The sequence below is a fragment of the Stenotrophomonas sp. B2 genome, from assembly GCF_014947095.1.
GTDB lineage: Bacteria > Pseudomonadota > Gammaproteobacteria > Xanthomonadales > Xanthomonadaceae > Stenotrophomonas > Stenotrophomonas maltophilia_P.
Genome location: NZ_JADCQA010000005.1, coordinates 212,099 through 228,801, shown reverse-complemented (window position 1 = coordinate 228,801; position 16,703 = coordinate 212,099). Strand labels below are relative to the sequence as shown.

The window sequence follows — 16,703 nt, the reverse complement described above, 5'->3', positions numbered from 1 at the left end:
ACCATGCCGGGGCATGGCGGCGTTGTGGGGTTGATCAGGCGCCGGCGCCGATGATGCGGTGCACGGCGTCGGTATAGCGTTGCAGCTGCTCCAGCGTCACGAACTCATCGGCCGTGTGGGCCTGGGCAATGTCGCCGGGGCCGAACACCAGCGTGGTATAGCCTGCCGCGGAGAACAGCGAGGCCTCGGTCCAGAAGTCCACCGCGTTGCCGATCGGCAGCTCCAGTGCATCGGCCACGTCACGCGCCAGCAGACGGCGGTTCTCGGCTTCGGCGATGTCACCGGCCGGAAGGCTGGGGCCACGGAAGGTTTCGGTGAACAGCGCGGCTTCCGGTTCGGCAAGACCCGCGAAGGTCGCCAGCAGCGCATCGATGTCCATCGAGGGCAGGGGGCGGAAGCCGAAACGCACTTCGGCTGCCGGTGCGATCATGTTGGCCTTGATCCCGCCTTCGACGCGCCCGATGTTGAAACGCAGGCCGGTCAGGCCACCGAAGCGTGCAGATGCAAGGGAATCCACATGATCCAGGGCCCGATTGCCCCAGCGCATCGCCTGGTGCAGCGCACTGGCGGCGGCATCCTGCCTGCCGGACGCATGGCCCGCACGGCCGGCGAACTGCATCAGCACCGAGCTGATGCCACGGTGCGCGAGCACGGCCTCGCTCATGGTCGGCTCGGCCACCAGCACCGCGTCATAGGCAATGCCACGGGCCAGGAACGCGGCGATGCAGCGTGGATCGTTGGCTTCCTCGTCGCTGGAGAACAGGAACGCGGCGTCGCCGTCACTGGCATTGGCCGCAGCCACCAGCGCCGCCGCAGCGCCCTTGATGTCACACACGCCCAGGCCGACCACACGATCGTCCAGGCGGCGCATCACGTGCGGGTCGGCAGTCCAGTGTGGCGAATCCGGCACCGTGTCCAGATGCACGTTGAACAGGTACTTCGGTGTGCCGCGCACGGCATACAGGCTGACCGCACCGGCCCCGTGATCGATCACTTCAACGGTGAAACCCGGCAGGTTGGCGCGCAGGTAATCGAAGATGCCAGCGGTGCTGATCGCGCGCGGCGGGTTGCGGGTGTCGAAGGACACCAGGGCCTGCAGGTGATCGAGTGTCTGTTCAAGCATGAATCAACAGTTCCTGTGAAATTCCGCCGGGCATGGCCCGGCGCTACCGTATCGCCTCTGCTGGAGCGCCCCAGCGCAATCGCGGTCAACCGCGATTGACCTGCGCGTACAGCGTGGAGCTCATGCCGAACAGCTTGATGAAGCCTTCCGCCTCTTCCACGCCCCAGTCGGCCGACTGCGCATAGGTGGCGCCCTTGGTGTTGAGCAGATGCGGCGACTTCACCGCCACCGCGTCCACGCGCCCGCCACGGGTCTCCAGTACCACTTCGCCGTTGACCTTGGCCTGCGAGGACTTCAGGAACGCTTCGATGTCGGTCTTCAGCGGGTCGTGATAGAAGCCTTCGTAGACCAGCTCCACCCACTTGCGCGCCACGTCCGGCTTGAAGCGGTTCTGCTGCTTGGTCAACACCGCGTCTTCCAGCGCGCGGTGGGCGGCCAGCAGCGAAACCAGGCCAGGGGCCTCGAACACGATGCGGCCCTTCAGGCCGATCACGGTGTCGCCGGTGTACACGCCACGGCCCACGCCGTACGGAGCGAACAGCTTGTTGAGCTGGGCCAGGATCTGGTCGCCCGGCAATGCCTTGCCGTCGAGCTCGACCGCTTCGCCCTCGACGAACTTCAGGGTGACGGTCAGCGCCTGTTCCGGCCATTCACTGCGCGGCGAGCACCAGCCACGTGCGCCCTCGCCCGGAGCTTCCCAGCGGTCGATCTCGCCACCGGACATGGTCACGCCCAGCAGGTTCTCATTGATGGTGTAGGCCTGCTGCTTGGCGCGCACGCCGAAACCACGCTCTTCCAGGTACTTCTGTTCGTAGGCGCGGGTCTGGGTGTGCTCCTTCTGGATCTCGCGGATCGGCGCGATGATCTGGTAGTCGCCCAGCGCCTTCACCGCCAGATCGAAGCGGACCTGGTCGTTGCCCATGCCGGTGCAGCCGTGGGCGATGATGTTGGTGCCCAGCTCGGCGGCACGCTTCAGCGCGGCATCGACGATCAGGTAGCGGTCCGAGACCAGCAGCGGGTACTGGCCCTGGTAGCCCTCGCCCGCCCACACGAACGGCTTGACGAAGCCCTCCCAGATGGCCGGGCCACCGTTGACGGTGACATGGCTGGTCACGCCCAGCTCGGCGGCACGCTTCTCGATGAAATCACGCTCTTCATCATCCACGCCGCCGGTGTCGGCGAACACGGTATGCACGTTGTAGCCGCGCTCCTGCAGGTACGGCACGCAGAAGCTGGTATCGAGGCCACCGGAGAAGGCGAGGACGACGTCTTTGTTGCTCATGGGGGGTAATGTCCTGGTAGCGCCGGGCCATGCCCGGCGGGGTTTTTGAATGGGAAAGAATCAGCGCCCGGCAACCGCCGCCATGATCGCCTTCTGTACGTGCAGGCGGTTCTCGGCCTCGTTGATGGCGATGCACTGCGGCGAGTCCATCACCGCGTCGGTCGCCTTCACGTTGCGACGCAGCGGCAGGCAGTGGCTGAAGACACCGTTGTTGGTCAGCGCCATCTTGCGTTCGTCGACGATGAAGTGCTTGAACTGGTCGCGGATCGGCTTTTCCGGCTCCCAGTTGCCGAAGAACGGCAGCGCGCCCCAGCTCTTGGCGTAGACCACATCGGCACCGGCGTAGGCGCTGTCGATGTCATGGCTGATCTTCAGCGAACCACCGCTCTCGGCCACGTTCTGCTCGGCCCAGCCCATGTAGCGGTCGTCGAGAATGTAGTCGGCGGTCGGGCACAGCAGGGTCACGTCCATGCCCATGCGGGTGGCGATGGTCAGCGCCGAGTTGGCCACGGCGGTATTCAGCGGCTTGGGATGATAGGTCCAGGTCAGCACGTACTTCTTGCCGCGCAGGTCCTGGGTGCCGAAGTGCTCCTGCAGCGCCATCACGTGAGCCAGTTCCTGGCACGGGTGGGTGATGGTCTCCATGTTGATCACCGGCACCGGCGAATACCTGGCGAAGCTGTTGAGCACGATGTCCTGGCGGTCATAGGCCCAGTCCACGAACTTCGGGAACGCGCGCACGGCGATGATGTCGCAGTAGCGGCCCAGCACCTTGGCCACTTCGGCGATATGTTCTTCGGTATCGCCGTCCATCACCGTGCCGAGGTTGAACTCGATCGGCCACGCATCCTTGCCCGGTTGCAGCACCACCGCGTGCGCACCCAGCTGGAACGCGCCCAGCTCGAAGCTGGTGCGGGTGCGCATCGACGGATTGAAGAACACCAGCGCGATCGACTTGCCCTTGAGCTGGTCGCCGAGCTTGTTGCGCTTGAACAGCGCTGCCTGGGTCAGCAGCGCATCAAGCTCGCTGCGGCTCCAGTCCTGGGTGTTCAGGAAGTGCTTGGGGGACATCATCTTTCCTTGCGTGGCGGCGTCAGGTTCGACGCGGTGGAAGGGAAATGCGGAAACCAAAGGTGGGGTGAAATCGTTGCAGTTGAAGCTTTCAGGAAGCGGAAACGAAAAAACCCAGCCGGCGGGCTGGGTTTCTATCGGACGAACAGCAAAAAGCTCCGGTTACCCAGCGAGAATGTGGGGTTCCGGTCGACGGGCACGCGAGGTCATACCCGACGCCTGTCGGGCTGCGCTGCTGTCGTGCTGGAAGTCGGTGAGCTTCATGGCCGGGCATCTTTGCACGCGGCCGGCGCCGGCGCAAGGGGCCGGGGTCCCAGAATCAGGGATTGCTGGCGGTGCCCTGCTCCGGGCCGACCCAGGGCGTGATCGAGACCCGGACCTTGAGCCGGTTGCCAGGGTCTTCCGGCAGGCGCGAGCGGTACTTGGTGCCCCTGTAGACGTAATCCACGTCGTAGGCGATGGGCCGACGGAACTCGCGCCCGACGGGAACGATCCGGCAGTCGCGGGTCAGCATCGGCCCGTTGTTGGTAGGACCGGTGGGCGCGGTGGGCGCCTCGGCTGCGGTCTCGTCCACCGCCTCCTCGTCGCTGCGCTTGAACATCGAGCGCACCGAGTCCCAGAAGCGGCTGATCCGGCCCTTGTCCTCCGTCGGCTCCTCGCCGGTGACATTCACCGGGGCCAGGGTCCGGGTCGACACCGGCTCGCAGTGCTCCTCGGTCCGGGTCGCGCGCAGGGTCTGGAACACCGGCTCGACGTTCAGCACCTGGGCGTAGTCGAACTTCACGTTCTCCACGATCACCACCCGGTTGCGGGGCTCCCCCTCCTGGGCCAGAGCCACGGCCGGCAACGCCGACAGCCAGGCCAGGGTCAGCAACGCGGTGGATTTCATTGGCGACGGGAGCAAGGACACGGCAATAGTGTAGGCAGTGACGAGCGCAAGGGGCTGAACATTACCCGTCCGCGCCGCTCCTGCCCACCCCACCTGGGTGGCCCCCGGGTCCACCGGTGGCAGGCGGTCGCCCCAAAGGGGGCCGACACGTTCTAAAATCGCAGGCTTGTCCCCCAGCCACACCCCCATGACCCTGCGCCTGCACAACAACCTGACACGCCAGCTCGAACCGTTCATTCCGCTCGACCCGGCCTGTCCGACCCTGTATGTGTGCGGCCCGACGGTCTACAACTACGTGCACATCGGCAATGCCCGTGGGCCGGTGGTGTTCGGGGTGCTGGCCGACCTGCTGCGGCGGCGTTTCGGCGCCCTGCGCTACGCCCGCAACATCACCGACGTGGATGACAAGATCAACACGGCCGCGCGCGAACAGGGGGTGCCGATCAGCACCATCACCGACCGTTTCGCCGCCGCCTACCGCGAGGACATGGCCGCGCTGGGCGTGGTGCCGCCGGACATCGAACCGGAAGTGACCGCGCACATGCCGCAGATCATCACCATGATCGAGCAGCTCATCGCCAACGGTCATGCCTATGCCGCCGAGGGCCACGTGCTGTTCGCCGTGGCCAGCTTCGATGGCTACGGCAAGCTCTCCCGCCGCGACCCGGAAGAAATGCTGGCCGGCGCCCGCGTCGATGTCGCGCCGTACAAGCGCGATCCAGGCGATTTCGTGCTGTGGAAGCCGTCCACCGACGACCTGCCGGGCTGGGCGTCGCCGTGGGGCCGTGGCCGCCCCGGCTGGCACATCGAATGCTCGGCGATGGCTGCCGCCCATCTGGGCGAGACCATCGACATCCATGCCGGTGGTGTCGACCTGCAGTTCCCGCATCACGAGAACGAAATCGCGCAGAGCGAATGCGCCCATGGCGGAAAGATCTTCGCCCGCTTCTGGCTGCACAACGGCATGCTCAATTTCGGCGGTGCCAAGATGAGCAAGTCGCTGGGCAACATCGAACGCGTGCACGACCTGGTGCGCCAGCACCCGCCGGAAGCGCTGCGCCTGGCCCTGCTGTCGGCCCACTACCGGCAGCCGCTGGACTGGTCCGACGCGCTGATCGAACAGTCGGTGCGCACGCTGGACCGCCTCTACGGCACCCTGCGCGAGCTCGCCGCGGTTCCGGCCGTGGCGGTGATCCCGGCCACGATCGAGGCAACCCTGGATGACGACCTCAACACGCCGCAGGCACTGGCCGAACTGGCGCGCATCGCCGCCGAAGCACGCCGCGCCATCGAGCCCGCCGAACAGGCGCGCCTGAAAGGCGAGCTGCTCGGTGCGGGTCTGGCGCTGGGCCTGCTGCAGGCCGACCCGGCGCAGTGGTTCGGCACCGTTGCCCACGATGATGGCGAGGATGCGCGCATCCAGGGCCTCATCGATGAACGCGCCGCCGCCAAGAAGGCGCGTGACTTCGCCCGCTCCGACGCCATCCGCGACCAGCTGGCCGCCGAAGGCATCGTGCTGGAAGACACCCCGCAGGGCGTGCGCTGGTCGCGCAAGCGCGGCTGATCCGCGCCCGCCACGCCCCCACCGAAGAGATTGCAGTGATCGACTCCCCGTTCCCGCTTGAACCCACCACCGCCGAGGCCCAGGCCGCCATCGCCGAGGAATTCGGCTTCTTCGGCGACTGGTCCGAGCGCTACCAGTACCTGATCGACCTAGGCCGCAAGCTGCCGGCCTTCCCCGAAGAGTGGAAGACCGAAGAACACCGCCTGCTCGGCTGCCAGTCGATGGTCTGGATCGTTCCGGAAGGCAATGCGCAGTCGCTGCGCTTCCACGCCATCAGTGATTCGGCGATCGTCTCCGGCCTGATCTTCCTGGCCCTGCGTGTCTATTCCGGGCGCTCGGCACAGGAAATCCTGGACACGCAGCCGAGCTACATCCAGGACATCGGCCTGGCCCGCCATCTTTCGCCGACCCGCAGCAACGGCGTCGCAGCGATGCTGGCCTTCATCCGCGAGACGGCGCAGGCCCAGCTGCAGCGCGGACACCCGTGAGCGGGACCGCCCCGGCCGAAGACACGGCGCTGGGCCTGCTGGCCCGGCCGGGCTTCGCCAAGCTGCTGGCCTACCGCATCTTCGCCATGTTGTCCTACCAGGTGGTGGCCGTCACCGTCGGCTGGCACATCTACGAAGTTACCCGCAATCCGTTCTCGCTGGGCCTGATCGGTCTGGCCGAAGTGCTGCCGTTCTTCTGCGTGGCCCCGTTCGCCGGCTATCTGGTCGACCATCTACCGCGACGCAAGCTGGGAATGGTCGCCTGCTCCGGCCTGATCGCCACCGCACTGGTACTGACCAGCGTGGCCAAGGGCTGGCTGCCGTTCCACGGCGTATGGCCGATCTATGCGGCGATCGCACTGACCGGCATGGTCCGTGCCTTTCTTTCGCCGATCTACAATGCATTGTTCGCCCGCGTGCTGGCGCGCGAGCAGTTCGCACGCGGTGCGGGACTGGGGGCCGTGGTGTTCCAGGCCGGCATGGTGGTGGGTCCGGCGCTGGGCGGCGTACTGGTCGGCCTGGGAGGCAAGGGGCTGTCCTATGGCGTGGCGACGGCCTTCGCGCTGGTGGCAGTGGCCTGCCTGGCCACGCTGAAGGTGGAGGAACCGGTGCACAGCGGCCCCGCAGCACCGATCTTCCAGAGCATCGCCGAAGGTGCGCGCTTCGTGGTCGGCAACCGCATCATGGTCGGCGCGATGGCGCTGGACATGTTCTCGGTGCTGCTGGGCGGTGTGGTGGCAATGCTGCCCGCCTTCCTGCATGAGATCCTGCACCATGGACCCGAAGGGCTGGGCATCCTGCGCGCTGCGCCCGCTCTGGGCTCGATCGGCGTGGGCCTGTGGCTTGCCCGGCACCCCCTGCACCGCAACGCCGGCCGGGTGCTGCTGTCTGCGGTCGCGGGCTTCGGGCTGTGCGTGATCGGTTTCGGGCTGTCGCAGCACTTCTGGCTGTCGGCGCTGATCCTGCTGTTCTACGGCGCCTTCGATGGCGTGTCGGTGGTGGTCCGCTCGACCATCCTGCAGTTGGCGACGCCCGAGGAAATGCGTGGGCGGGTATCGTCGATCAACGGCATCTTCATCAGTTCGTCCAACGAACTGGGCGCCTTCTATGCCGGCACGATGGCACGACTGCTGGGCCTGGTACCGGCAGTGGTGCTGGGGGGCTTCGCGGTGCTGAGCGTGGCCGGCATCACGGCATGGAAGAACCCGACGCTGCGGAAGTTGAATCTTCGCGACCTGCAGTGAACCTGTAGAGCCGAGCCCATGCTCGGCTGCGCATTTCCGTGCGCCCACGCAGCGGTTGCGCCGGGCCGCGCCCGGCGGGCTTCTTCCGCGACCGCGGCGGGGTGTAACTTTCTTTGCTCGTGCAAAGAAAGTCACCAAAGAAACACGCCGCCATCCGCGAGCCGGCGCTGCGCGCCAGTGCCCTGCGGTGCTCGGCTCGCTACAAGGCGGACCCAACAGCCGCGAGCGCACGCATGACCGCTCCTGGTAGAGCCAAGCCATGCTTGGCTGCTTTTGCTTTTGCTATTCCTTGCCCTCCGGCTTCGGCCTGAGCCGAGCGTGGGCTCGGCTCTACATCGGCCGCGCACGCAGGGAAGCGTCGAGAGCCTGTGGGTGGGGCCGGGCAGGACCGTCCGCGGCATGGATGCCGCGGCCGAGCTTACAGGGATGTACTTGCAGCGTGTCCTGCCCGGCTCCACCCGCGGGCTCCACCCGATACCCGGAAGGCGCTGCTCTACACAGCCAACGTGAACCCAACAAAAAACCCGGCCAAGGCCGGGTTTTCTGCATGACGAGACAACGATCGGGAATCAGTCGCCCTGCTGCTTCTGCAGGTGCTCCCAACGCTCCTGGGCGTCGATGGTGCGCTCGGCCGTGAGGCGGGCTTCCAGGCGCTCCAGACCGATCTCTTCACCCGTGTCCACGCAGTAGCCGTAATCACCGGCTTCCAGGCGCTTGAGCGTGCTGTCGATCTTGCCGATCAGCTTGCGGTAGCGGTCGCGGGTGCGCAGTTCCAGCGAGTTCTCGGTCTCACGGGTCGCACGCTCGGCCTCGTCGCCGATGTCACGCACTTCCTCGCGCAGATTCTCGATGGTCTGCTTGGACTCCTCCACCAGGTCCGCGCGCCAGTTCTGCAGACGCTGGCGGAAGTACTCCTGCTGCAGCGGGCTCATGTATTCCTCTTCCGACGACGGCTTGTAACCGGCCGGCAGGATCGGGCGGCCGGTGGCCTCGTCGGTCTTGTACTCGACGACCTTGTACTTGCTGCGCGGGGCCGGCGCGGCCGAGCGGGCGGCGACGGCCACGGCGACCTTGCCGACAGGGCGCGACACGGTCTTCGGAGCGGGATCGGATTTCACGGCGGTTTTGGCAGGCGATTTCGAAACGGGCACGGGATTCTTGGATTGCGGGGCGGTCGACGCGGAAGGTGCAGCGGCCGAGGCCGGCTTGGGTGCCGGTTTGGCTGCAGCACCTGCCGCGGTCTTGGCCGGGACAGGCTTGGCCGGAGCCTGCGTTGCGGCAGGCTTCGGTGCGGACTTCACTACGGGGGCCGGTGCCGGCTTGGCAGCCGGCGTGGCGATATTCTTGGTGACCTTCTTTACAGCGGCAGGCTTGGCCGCCGGCTTGAGCGCCGCGGCCTTCTTTGCCGCTGGCGGTGCAACCGGCTTTTTCACCGCCGCCTTCGGCGCCGGCTTGGCTGCCGGCTTCTTCGCAGCCGGTTTGGCAGCAGCCTTCTTGACCGGCACCGCCTTGCTGGCGGCCTTTTTCACTGCCGGCGCCTTCTTGCTGGCAGCAGCAGGTTTGGCCTTGACCGGCGCAGCGGCCTTCTTGACGGCCGCTTTGCTTGCCTTGGCCGGCGTTTTTTTCGCGGTGGCCTTCCTGGCCGCCGGTTGCGAGGACGCTGCCTTGGTCGCCGGCTTGGCCGCCGGCTTCTTGACAACGGGCTTTGCCGCCAACTTCTTCACAACAGGCTTGGCGGTTTTCTTGGCGGCCTTTGCGGCCTTCTTTGCAGTTTTTTTAGCAGCCACGAAACGCTCTTCCTTGGATTCCCCGGGGCCCGGGAAAGCGGGCCTTTATAGCCTACCCGACCCGCAGCAGCAACCTCGACAGCCCCGCTCCATTCAGTCCTGGAGTCAAGGCCCCCAAGGGGCAGTCCGACGAACACGGACCGCCTCGCGCGGTACGGAACCTGGCCGGCACCCGAAGGTGCCGGTACCGGTCGCAGGCCATCGGCGACATGCGACCAACGGCCCATCCTGCACAAATGCGGCCTTCATGCCAACTGGCATAAGATGACTGGGTGATCTCGCGCCTGCTCATTGCCCTGCTGCGCTTCTACAAGCGCTTCGTCAGCCCCCTGCTGGGGCCACGCTGCCGTTTCGTGCCCAGCTGTTCTGAATACGCGATGGAAGCCATCTCCCTGCATGGCCCGCTGCGCGGCAGCTGGCTGGCCGCGCGCCGGCTCGGCCGCTGCCACCCCTTCCACCCCGGCGGTGTCGACCTCGTGCCCGAACGCACCGACACCCCTTCATGCCGTTGCACAGGAAAACACTGACATGTCCTCCACGCTCATCACCAATGCCCGCATGGTCAATGAAGGCCGCACCTTCGACGGCGACCTGCGCATCGAGAACGGTCGCATCGCGCAGATCGGCACCGGGCTGGCGCCGCGCGAGGGCGAGCAAGTGGTGGACGCCGCCGGCCGCTGGCTGTTGCCCGGCATGATCGACGACCAGGTGCACTTCCGCGAGCCGGGCCTGACCCACAAGGGCGATATCGCCAGTGAATCGGCAGCGGCCGTGGCCGGTGGCCTGACCAGCTTCATGGACATGCCCAACACCAATCCGCCGACGCTGGACTCCACCATCCTGGAAGCCAAGTACGAACTGGCGCGTGGCCGCGCCTGGGCCAACTACGGCTTCTACCACGGGGCCAGCAACGACAATCTTGAGGCCATCCGCCAGCTCGATCCGAAGAAGGCGCCGGGCGTGAAAGTGTTCATGGGCGCGTCCACCGGCAACATGCTGGTGGACAACCCGGAAACACTGGACGCGATCTTCCGCGAGTGTCCGACCCCGATCATCACGCACTGTGAAGACACGCCGATGATCGATGCCAACCTGAAAGCCTTCCAGGAAAAATACGGCGACGCGCTGACCCCGGACATGCACCCGGACATCCGTTCGCGCGAAGCCTGCATCAAGTCGACGCGGCTGGCGCTGTCGCTGGCACGCAAGCACGGCACCCGCCTGCACGTCCTGCATATCTCCACCGCCGACGAACTGGCACTGTTCGAGAAGGGCCCGCTGATCCGGGCCGATGGCAGCCGCAAGCAGATCACCGCCGAAACCTGCGTGCACTTCCTGCACTTCGCCCGCCCGGATTACGCCACCAAGGGCAACCTGATCAAGTGCAATCCGGCCATCAAGGACGTGGCCGACCGCGAGGCGATCACCGCCGCGCTGGCCGACGACGTGCTGGACGTGCTGGCCACCGACCATGCCCCGCACACCTGGGAGGAGAAGCAGAAGCCCTATGCGCAGGCGCCCTCCGGCCTGCCGCTGGTGCAGTACGCGCTGGTGGCCGCACTGGAGCGCGTGCACGAGGGCAAACTGACCCGTGAGCAGGTGGTGCAGAAATTCGCGCATGCCCCGGCCCAGCTGTTCGACGTGGAACAGCGCGGCTTCCTGCGCGAAGGCTATTTCGCCGATCTCGTGCTGGTGGAAGACGTGCCGTTCACGGTCAAGCGCGAGGACGTGCTCTCCAAGTGCGGCTGGTCGCCGTTTGAAGGCACGACCTTCCGGTCGCGCATCGCCTCCACCTGGGTCAACGGCCAGCGGGTGTGGGACGGCAGCACGCTGGTGGGCGAGCCGGCCGGCCAGCGCTTGACCTACGACCGCTGATGCGTGGGTTCCTCATGTTGGGGGTGCTGGTTGCCGCCCCCCTCTGGGCCGTATCTGCGGCACAGGCCCAGGATGGCATCGGCAGCCTGATCGACAGCCGCGTGGTGTTTCCTGCCAGTGCGTCGCAGGGCGCGCTGGTGATCGGCAAGGTTCCCGCCGGCAGCCGCGTGCAGTATGCCGGCCGCTCGCTGCGCGTGAGCGGTTACGGCAGCGTGGTGTTCGGTATCGGCCGCGATGAAAAGGGGCCGCTGCGCGTGCAGGTGCAGCGCCCGGACGGCGGCAGCGAAACGGCCACCATCTCGGTGACGCCGCGCGACTGGCCGACCGAACGGGTCAACGGCGTACCGCCGAAGACGGTCAATCCTCCGCCCGCCATTGCCGAACGGATCAAGCGCGAGCAGGCACAGGTAACCGCCGCGCGTGCCCGCGACGATGACCGCACCGACTTCACCCAGACCTTCATCTGGCCGGTGCAGGGCCGCATCAGCGGCCGCTTCGGCAATGCCCGCGTCTACAATGGCCAGCCCGGTGCCGGCCATTCCGGCATGGACATCGCGGTACCCACCGGCACCCCGGTGAAGGCACCCGCCGCCGGGGTGGTCACCTTTGCCGGCCCCGACCTGTACCTGACCGGTGGCACGCTGCTGATCGACCATGGCTACGGCGTCAGCTCGAACTTCCTGCATCTGTCGCGCATCGACGTCAAGGTCGGTGATCGCGTCGAGCAGGGCCAGGTCATTGCCGCGGTTGGCGCCACCGGCCGTGCCACCGGCCCACACCTGCACTGGGGCATGAACTGGTTCGACACCCGCATCGATCCGCTGCTGGTGCTGGAGCGGAAGTAACCCGCGTGCACCCTCGCCGGGGGGGGGCCGGCGCGGCCCGCCCCCCCCAAACCGGGCCGCGGGGCCCGGGCCGGGCGCTACAAGTGCCCCCAACGGGTGGGGCGGGCCATTGCCCGGCGGCGCAGCGGCGACGGAATCAGCGACACGCGACCCGGTAGCGCCGGGCCACGCCCGGCGAGCGCAGCGGCAACGGAATCAACAACCTGCAACCCGGTAGCGCCGGGCCATGCCCGGCGAGCGCAGCGGCAACGGAATCAGCCGCGTGCGGCCCACCACACCCGCAACAGGGTGCGCAGCGGGGTCGCCTCGATCGGCTTGCCGGCCGCCTGGGCCGTCAGGCGTGCACGGGCCAGGCTGGACCACACGCGGCGCGGGCGCGGCCCGGGCACGCGCGCGCCCCACCCCTTCAACAGGTGCTGCGCCCAGCGCTGCGCGGCGGAGCGGGTGTCCTCGTCCAGCAGGCTGCGCGGCACGCCGGCCACGCCTGCGTCCTGCAGGCGCTGGGCCAGCGTCTGCAACTGCACGGCCCGGCCCGCACCGGTCCGCGGCCTGTCATCGAACAACACCACTTCCACGGCCGCGACTGCTTCAGCGTAGCGGGCCAGCGCGGCTTCGGCACTGGCCGCATCCGGCGCGACGGTGCGTGCCTCCACCAGATCCGGCAGCGTTTCCGCCAACCGCGCCCACGGCGCACGCACCGGTTCCAGCACACGACCCAACGGATGGCGCGAACGCTGTCCTTCCCAGCTGCGCAGCTCCTCGCCCCACCATGCCAGCTTGGCATCGGCCGGCAACGGATCGCCGCTGGTATTGAGCATGTCGTCGAATTCCTGCAGCAGCGCGAACCACGCTACGGCCAACTCACGGTGCGATTCGGCCACGAACGGCGCGGCCACCGACCATTCCGGCCAACGGCTGCGCCATTTGTCGAGGAAGCTTTCCAGCGCGGTGCTGCTCACTACGATCGTCCTTACGGGTGGGCCGGGCGTGCCGGCCGGGTTGGCCACAGGCTGGCCAGTTGCAGAAGTGCGGCGTTCTCGACCAGTACATCGGCCTGCCAGGCCAACGGGTCGTCGCTGTGCAGGCGGTAGCCCCACAGCGCTGCCACCGATGGCATGGCCGCGGCGCGCGCCGCGATGATGTCGCGCTCGTCGTCGCCGACATACACGCAGTCGCTTGCCGCGACACCGATCGCCTGCGCAGCGTGCAGCAGCGGCAGCGGGTGCGGCTTGCGCTCGGCCAGGCTGTCGCCGCCGACCAGCACGGCGCAGCGCTGCTGCCAACCGTGCTGCGGCAGGATCAACCGCGCCAGGTACTCGGGCTTGTTGGTAACGATGCCCCATACCGTTCCAGCAGCATCGAGCGCGGCGAGCATGCCGGCGACGCCATCGAACAGCACCGCGTGCTGGCCGATCAACGCTTCATAGCGCTGCAGGAACTCCGGGATCAGGGCGTCGCGCGCATGCGCATCCAGGTCCGGGAAGGCCGCCGCGATCATCGCCCGCGAGCCCTTGGACACCACCGGGCGCAGCTGCGCCGGATCGATCGACGCGCGTCCACGTTCGGCCAGCATGGCGTCGCAGGTGGCAACGAAGTCCGGCGCACTGTCCAGCAGGGTGCCGTCCAGGTCGAACAGCACCGCGCGCGGGAAGTGCGTGGCGGTCATGCCGGCTTGACTGCGTAGGCCAGGTAGTTGATGTCGGTGCGGGTGCTGAGGCGGGCACGGTTGCGCCACGGCTCGTATGCCATGCCGCTGACATCGGCCAGCTGCAGATCAGCCTCGCGCAACCAGCGTGCCAGTTCGGCCGGCCTGATGAATTCCTGGTAGTGGTGGGTGCCCTTCGGCAACAGGCGCGCCACGTATTCGGCACCGACAATGGCCACCGCGAATGCGGCGGCCGTGCGGTTGATGGTCGACAGGAACAGGTGCCCCCCCGGCTTCAGCAGCCGCCTGCAGGCCTCGATGATCGCGCCGGGGTCCGGCACGTGCTCGAGCATCTCCATGCAGGTCACCACATCGAAGCTGCCCGGCTGTTCAGCGGCCAGGTCCTCGGCGGCCTGCACCCGGTAGTCGACCTTGGCACCACTTTCCAGTGCGTGCAGCCGCGCGACCTTGACCAGCTCCGGGGCCAGATCGATGGCGGTGACATCGGCGCCGGCCTGGGCCAGTGCTTCGCTCAGCAGGCCGCCACCGCAGCCGATGTCGAGCACACGTGCGCCGCGCAGCGGCACGCGGTCGGCCACGTACTTCAGGCGCACCGGGTTCAGTGCATGCAGCGGCTTCTGCGGACCATCGGCGTCCCACCAGCGGTTGGCCAGTGCGGCGAACTTGTTCAGCTCGGCCTGATCGAAATTGGAGGAAGCATGGGGGGCAGTCATGGGGAATCCTTGCAGCGCCGGGGTTCAGGCGCGGATATGGCGGATGCGCTCGCGCCACTGGCGCGCGTTGGCGATGATGCCCGGCAGGTCCATGCCGACCAGCTCGCGCTGCACCAGCTTGGGCTTGCCGGCAATCCAGACGTCGCTCACCTGCTGCCGGCCGGTGGCGTACACCAGTTGCGAAAGCACGTTGTGCAGCGGCTGGGTTTCCAGCGCGGACAGGTCCACGCAGACCAGATCGGCCTGCTTGCCCACCTCGATCGAGCCGATCCGCTCGCCGAAGCCCAGCGCACGGGCACCGCCGAGCGTGGAAGCGCGCAACGTGGTGGCCGCGTCCAGCGCAGTGGCGTCGTTGGCGACAGCCTTGGCCAGGATCGCCGCGGTGCGGTTCTCGCTGAACATGTCCAGGTCGTTGTTGCTGGCACAGCCATCGGTACCGATGGCCAGGTTCACGCCTGCGCGCTGCAGGGCGCAGGCGGGGCAGAAGCCGGAGGCCAGTTTCAGGTTCGATTCCGGGCAGTGCACCACGCTGACGCCACGCTCGGCGCACAGGTGGATCTCCGCGTCGGTCAGCTGGGTCATGTGCACCGCGATCAACCGGTCATTGACCAGGCCGAGGCGATCGAGTCGCGCCAGCGGACGCTGGCCATGCAGCCTGATCGAGTCGCTGACTTCCTGCGCGGTCTCATGGGTATGCAGGTGCACCTGCATGTCGAGCTGGTCGGACAGCATCCGCACCCGCTCGAAATTGGCATCGCTGACCGTGTAGGGCGCATGTGGTGCGAACGCGACGCCGATCAGACTGTCGTTGCGCCACTGGTCGTGCAGTTCACCGGCCTTGGCGAAGTACTCGTCGTCGCTCTTCGCCCAGGCGGTCGGGAAATCGATGATGACCGCCCCCACCAGCGCGCGGAAACCATGCTTCTTGTAGACCGCCGCCTGCACGTCGCCGAAGAAGTAGTTCTCGTTGGCGCAGGTGGTGCCGCCGCGCAGCATCTCGGCAATCGCCAGCGTGGTGCCGTCGGCGACGAACTCGGGGCCGATCACCGCCGCTTCCACCGGCCAGATGTGCTCCTGCAGCCAGGTCATCAGCGGCAGGTCATCCGCAACGCCGCGCAGCAGGGTCATCGGGTTGTGCGTGTGCGCGTTGACCAGGCCCGGCATCAGCGCGGCGTCCGGACGGCTGACCACCTGCGCGGCACGGAAGCGCGCCCGCGCTTCGGCACGCGGCAGCACGGCCACGATCTCGCCGCCACGCACGGCTACGGCATGGTCTTCCAGCACCACGGCATGCGGTTCGATCGGAACGACGTAGCCAGCTTCGATGAGCAGGTCGCAGGCTTCGGGGAGGTGCGGGCTGTCGCTCATGCAGGCTCACTTGGCTGGGGGGAGAACCTCACGGGAGGCGGTAGCGCCGGGCCACGCCCGGCGGCTGTCCGTTGCGGCGCCGTAGACGCCGGCAACGGGTTCCGGGCGATGCCCGGAAAGCCGGGCCTGGGCCCGGCTCACAGGTCATCCGGCTGCGCCGGATTACTTCACGCGCGAGGAGTACTCGCCCGAACGGGTGTCGACCCGGATGACTTCATCCTGGTTGACGAACAGCGGCACGCGGACCACGGCACCGGTTTCCAGCGTGGCCGGCTTGCCGCCACCGCCGGAGGTGTCACCGCGGACGCCCGGATCGGTTTCGGTGATCTTCAGCTCGACGAAGTTCGGCGGCTGCACGAAGATCGGCGCACCGTTGAACAGGGTCACGATGCAGGCTTCCTCGCCCTTCAGCCACTTTTCGGCGCCGCCCATGCCGGCCTTGTCGGCCTGGACCTGCTCGAAGGTCTCCGGATCCATGAAGTGCCAGTACTCGCCATCGCTGTACATGTAGTTCATGTCGGTGTCGACCACGTCGGCCACTTCCAGGTCGTCGGTCGCCTTCATGGTCAGTTCGACCACGCGGCCCGAACGGATGAAGCGGTACTTGACGCGGGTGAACGCCTGGCCCTTGCCCGGCTTGACGTATTCGGTATCGGTGATGACCGCCGGTTCATTGTTGACCAGGATCTTCATCCCGTTCTTGACGTCATTCATGCCCACAGTGGCCATGCTCAAGCTCCTCAAATGGCAAAACCGCCGCGGGTGCGGCGAGCCGGTAGAATGGAAAG

16 protein-coding genes are annotated in these 16,703 nt (G+C 67.2%); 6 read left to right on the top strand and 10 right to left on the bottom strand.

What is annotated here, in order from left to right; translation table 11 throughout:
• Window positions 1-34 precede the first annotated feature (34 nt).
• From IMX13_RS07765 to IMX13_RS07750, 4 genes are all read right to left on the bottom strand, one after another.
• The gene (locus IMX13_RS07765) at window positions 35-1,123 is read right to left on the bottom strand and encodes an acetylornithine deacetylase (protein WP_053519691.1); all 1,089 of its coding nucleotides are present in this window, start codon (window positions 1,121-1,123) and stop codon (window positions 35-37) included.
• An 85-nt stretch (window positions 1,124-1,208) separates the two neighbouring features.
• Window positions 1,209-2,405 (bottom strand): argininosuccinate synthase, encoded by a 1,197-nt coding sequence (locus tag IMX13_RS07760; protein ID WP_053519690.1) that lies wholly within the window; start codon window positions 2,403-2,405, stop codon window positions 1,209-1,211.
• Window positions 2,406-2,465: 60 nt separating this feature from the next.
• A complete protein-coding gene (locus IMX13_RS07755) occupies window positions 2,466-3,476 on the bottom strand; it encodes an N-acetylornithine carbamoyltransferase (protein ID WP_053519689.1) in 1,011 nt (336 codons plus the stop codon).
• 319 nt (window positions 3,477-3,795) lie between these two features.
• Window positions 3,796-4,365 (bottom strand): hypothetical protein, encoded by a 570-nt coding sequence (locus tag IMX13_RS07750; RefSeq protein WP_193396139.1) that lies wholly within the window; start codon window positions 4,363-4,365, stop codon window positions 3,796-3,798.
• 187 nt (window positions 4,366-4,552) lie between these two features.
• Here IMX13_RS07750 and cysS point away from each other — a divergent pair, with 187 nt between their 5' ends.
• Genes cysS through IMX13_RS07735 form a run of 3 tightly spaced genes read left to right on the top strand, consistent with a single transcriptional unit; the run spans window position 4,553 to window position 7,661 of the window.
• Window positions 4,553-5,929, top strand: coding sequence for a cysteine--tRNA ligase (gene cysS / locus IMX13_RS07745; protein ID WP_065181932.1), 1,377 nt, complete (start codon window positions 4,553-4,555; stop codon window positions 5,927-5,929).
• Between the two features lie 35 nt (window positions 5,930-5,964).
• Complete coding sequence (locus IMX13_RS07740; protein ID WP_053519686.1) at window positions 5,965-6,417, top strand: SufE family protein; 453 nt, start codon at window positions 5,965-5,967, stop codon at window positions 6,415-6,417.
• Window positions 6,414-7,661, top strand: a complete 1,248-nt coding sequence (locus IMX13_RS07735) for an MFS transporter (RefSeq protein WP_111186432.1) — start codon at window positions 6,414-6,416, stop codon at window positions 7,659-7,661. The genes IMX13_RS07740 and IMX13_RS07735 overlap by 4 nt, the downstream gene beginning before the upstream one ends.
• 569 nt (window positions 7,662-8,230) lie before the next feature.
• Here the strand turns inward: IMX13_RS07735 and dksA are convergent.
• The gene (gene dksA, locus IMX13_RS07730) at window positions 8,231-9,448 is read right to left on the bottom strand and encodes an RNA polymerase-binding protein DksA (RefSeq protein WP_128989529.1); all 1,218 of its coding nucleotides are present in this window, start codon (window positions 9,446-9,448) and stop codon (window positions 8,231-8,233) included.
• Between the two features lie 272 nt (window positions 9,449-9,720).
• Between dksA and yidD the strand changes: the two genes are divergently transcribed.
• From yidD to IMX13_RS07715, 3 genes are read left to right on the top strand one after another with little or no spacing between them, the layout of a single operon-like run.
• On the top strand, window positions 9,721-9,975 hold the full coding sequence (gene yidD, locus IMX13_RS07725; protein WP_193396138.1) for a membrane protein insertion efficiency factor YidD: 255 nt from the start codon (window positions 9,721-9,723) through the stop codon (window positions 9,973-9,975).
• 1 nt (window position 9,976) lies between these two features.
• Entirely contained in the window at window positions 9,977-11,323 is a 1,347-nt protein-coding gene (locus tag IMX13_RS07720) for a dihydroorotase (protein WP_053519682.1), read from the top strand.
• Window positions 11,323-12,168, top strand: coding sequence for a M23 family metallopeptidase (locus IMX13_RS07715; RefSeq protein WP_065181928.1), 846 nt, complete (start codon window positions 11,323-11,325; stop codon window positions 12,166-12,168). The genes IMX13_RS07720 and IMX13_RS07715 overlap by 1 nt, the downstream gene beginning before the upstream one ends.
• A gap of 254 nt (window positions 12,169-12,422) precedes the next feature.
• Here IMX13_RS07715 and IMX13_RS07710 read toward each other — a convergent pair whose 3' ends face one another.
• The 5 genes from IMX13_RS07710 to efp all read right to left on the bottom strand — a co-directional run bounded on the left by IMX13_RS07710 (window position 12,423) and on the right by efp (window position 16,644).
• The gene (locus tag IMX13_RS07710) at window positions 12,423-13,127 is read right to left on the bottom strand and encodes a squalene/phytoene synthase family protein (protein WP_065175504.1); all 705 of its coding nucleotides are present in this window, start codon (window positions 13,125-13,127) and stop codon (window positions 12,423-12,425) included.
• Between the two features lie 11 nt (window positions 13,128-13,138).
• Window positions 13,139-13,834: a phosphoglycolate phosphatase gene (locus IMX13_RS07705; protein ID WP_053520084.1), complete on the bottom strand. Its 696-nt coding sequence runs from the start codon at window positions 13,832-13,834 to the stop codon at window positions 13,139-13,141.
• Window positions 13,831-14,547 carry a bifunctional 2-polyprenyl-6-hydroxyphenol methylase/3-demethylubiquinol 3-O-methyltransferase UbiG gene (gene ubiG, locus IMX13_RS07700; RefSeq protein ID WP_193396137.1) on the bottom strand — a complete coding sequence of 239 codons (717 nt, stop codon included), beginning with the start codon at window positions 14,545-14,547 and terminating at the stop codon, window positions 13,831-13,833. Before ubiG ends, IMX13_RS07705 begins: the two co-directional genes overlap by 4 nt.
• Window positions 14,548-14,571: 24 nt before the next feature.
• Complete coding sequence (locus IMX13_RS07695) at window positions 14,572-15,915, bottom strand: TRZ/ATZ family hydrolase (RefSeq protein ID WP_053520086.1); 1,344 nt, start codon at window positions 15,913-15,915, stop codon at window positions 14,572-14,574.
• A gap of 162 nt (window positions 15,916-16,077) precedes the next feature.
• Window positions 16,078-16,644, bottom strand: a complete 567-nt coding sequence (efp, locus tag IMX13_RS07690) for an elongation factor P (RefSeq protein WP_053520087.1) — start codon at window positions 16,642-16,644, stop codon at window positions 16,078-16,080.
• Between the last annotated feature and the right edge of the window lie 59 nt (window positions 16,645-16,703).